Annotated in this window: 2 protein-coding genes; one reads left to right on the top strand and one right to left on the bottom strand. The window is 58.9% G+C overall.

What is annotated here, in order from left to right; all coding sequences use genetic code 11:
• Positions 1-353: 353 nt before the first annotated feature.
• Positions 354-1485, top strand: a protein-coding gene (gene prfB / locus NW818_RS13675) for a peptide chain release factor 2 (RefSeq protein ID WP_414424863.1) whose coding sequence is annotated in 2 segments (ribosomal slippage) — positions 354-425 and positions 427-1485 — 1131 coding nt in all. Because the reading frame shifts where the segments join, the coding sequence is not laid out codon by codon here.
• Here the strand turns inward: prfB and NW818_RS13670 are convergent.
• The gene (locus NW818_RS13670; RefSeq protein ID WP_414424862.1) at positions 1482-2546 is read right to left on the bottom strand and encodes an o-succinylbenzoate synthase; all 1065 of its coding nucleotides are present in this window, start codon (positions 2544-2546) and stop codon (positions 1482-1484) included. The two genes, prfB and NW818_RS13670, sit on opposite strands and share 4 nt — an antisense overlap.
• Between the last annotated feature and the right edge of the window lie 139 nt (positions 2547-2685).

Here is a 2685-nt window from a genome sequence, read left to right as displayed (position 1 = left end):
GTTTTGGGGGTTAGAGGCATGCTCTTCTAAGGTGGGATTGGTGATGGCCAAAGCAGCCACTCCTCCCGCCAAAACCAGCCCGGAAAGCAAGGAAAAGACCTTCAGCATCGCAGCCTCCGAAACCGAATTCTTTATTCTGCTATAGGCTTGAGCCACCTCAACAGGGATCTTTCGGCAGAAGCCAAAGGACTCCGTCCTGCCTCTGGCGGGGTTGTTGCTATGGACAAGGGATCGCAATGCTGTTGCAATGGGAACGGCCAGGAACTGCCCCACAGAAGGGCTCCATCCCTTGATTGAGTTGCCGGCCCACAGGTTAGGATGGGATCCGACGCGCAAACAGCTTGCTGCTCTCTATGGAACTTGCCGATCTAAGACGCACCCTAGAATCGCTCACCTTGCGCCTGAGCAACGCTCAGGACTATCTTTGACCTGCCCCACTTGGAGCAACAGATTGCCATCCTAGAGCAAGAAGCCTCGCAGCCGCAGTTTTGGAATGATGTAGAGGCAGCCCGCCGCCACCTGCAAAAGCTCAACAGCCTCAAGGCCTCCTGGGATCAGGTGCACCGCTGGAAGGATCGCCTGGAAGATGCCGCCAGCGCCCTCGAGCTGCTCCAAGAAGAGCCCGATCCAGAACTCCTAGCCGAGACAGCGGGATCCCTGGCAGTGGTGGAGCGGGAGTTGAGCCAGTGGGAGCTACAGCAACTGCTCTCCGGCCCCTACGACAAAAACGGTGCCATCCTCACCATCACCGCCGGCGCAGGGGGAACCGACGCCCAGGACTGGGCGGAAATGCTCCTGAAAATGTACACCCGCTGGGCCGAAAACCAGGGCTACAAGGTCAGCCTCTCGGAATACTCCGAAGGTGCCGAAGCCGGCATCAAGTCCGCCACCCTGCTGATCGAAGGCCCCTACGCCTATGGTTATCTCTCTGCCGAGAAGGGTAACCACCGGATGGAGCGCATCAGCCCCTTCAACGCCAACGGCAAACGGCAAACCAGCTTCGCCGGCGTAGAGGTGATGCCGATCCTGGAAGAGGAAAGCGAGTATGAGCTGAAGATGGAAGATCTGGAGTTCGAGACCTCCCGCTCGGGTGGAGCAGGTGGCCAAAACGTGAACAAAGTGGAAACAGCAGTGCGGGTGATCCACAAGCCCACCGGCATTGCCGTGCGCTGTACCGAAGAGCGCTCCCAACTGCAAAACAAAGAGCGGGCCATCCAGATCTTGAAGGCCAAGCTGATCGAGATGGAAGAAGAAAAACGCAGACAAAAGCTGGCCGAGATTCGCGGCGAGATGGTGACTCAGGGCTTTGGGGGGCGTATTCGCACCTACACCTTCGATCCCTACAAGCTGATCAAAGATCACCGCACCAACGCCGAAACCTACAATGTCGAGGCCTTTATGAACGGCGAGCCGGAGGAGCTGATGCATTTTATCCAGGCCTATCTGCGGCAGGAATACGCCAAACAACAGGCCGCCGCAGTCTAGGGCCGGCTGTAGCGCTCCCACACCGCCTGCATGAGGGCAGCCCGCTCCTGGGCTGAGAGCTGGGTCAAGGTCAGGGGATCCCCTTCCTGGAAAAACTCCCCTACCCCCCATCCCACGGCCCGGGGAGAGGCGGTTTTGGCTTGCAGGGATCCCGCCCAGGCCAGTCCATGCCAAGCGCCGATGGCAGTCTCCAGCGCCGAAGAAAAGACCAGATCCAGGCCGGGATGTCGGCTGAGATACTCCCGCAGCGCGATGCAGGAGCCCACCAGAGACGGCTTCACCACCAGGATCCCTGTCCATCCTGAGCGATGGACGGCTTGCAACTGTTCCAGGCAGGCCACCGATTCATCCAAAGCAACGGGGGTTTGGTACTGGCGGCTGAGCTCCACCAAATGGGCGTGCTGATCCGGCGGCAGAGGCTGCTCCAAAAACTCGATCTTGACCGGCGAGGCCTGGTTGAGCCGATCACAAACCATCAGCCACCGGTGGGCCTCCGCAAGCGTTAACCCCCCATTGGCATCCAAACGCAGATGGGATCCCGGCGGCAACCGCTCCAGCCATTGCTCCAGCTTCTCCAACTCCTGCTGCATGGGATCCCTCCCCACCTTGAGCTTGTACACCGACCGCGTGAGTGGGACGGAGTCCTTGTAGGAGTCCTTGTAAGATTCCGGCGGCAGGGTCTCCCCCAAAAGTTCACAGAAAGAGAGTAGAGAGAGATCCTTGTTCAACCAATCGGGATCCCGACAGGCCAGCCAAGCGCCTTCCAACCCAAACCGGCAGGCCGGCAGTGCTTCTGGGATCCCCAAAATATACGCCTCCGACAAAAGAGGGGGCAACTGCCGACAAAACGCCAGAGCCTGCTCTAAGGTCTCGCTGCCAAACCAAGGGATGGGAGCAATTTCCCCATATCCTTGACAGCCTGTCTCCCGATCCGTAAGCCGGATCAGGATCCCTTCGCGCAAGGACCACAGTCCGTGGTGGGTACGCAGGGGCCGCCGAAAGGGACGCCAGTAGGGGCAAAACGCAAAGGAAAACCGCTTTTCCAGCCGCCCAAGCGGCACGGATCCCTCTTTTTGGGTATCCCCTGCAGATGATCTGCTGTGCCTACCAGCCACAAAAAGCTCAAGCAAGATAAAGAAAGGAAAAACGCCAGTTTTCTCAGAGGGCTGCTATTCAGCTTACTAGCGCAGGAGCCCCGCA

Source organism: Synechococcus sp. R6-5 (genome assembly GCF_047461775.1).
In the GTDB taxonomy this organism is placed as follows: Bacteria; Cyanobacteriota; Cyanobacteriia; order Thermostichales; family Thermostichaceae; genus Thermostichus.
Note: the sequence above shows the minus strand (reverse complement) of the source record. Positions and strands in the feature narration are given on the sequence as shown.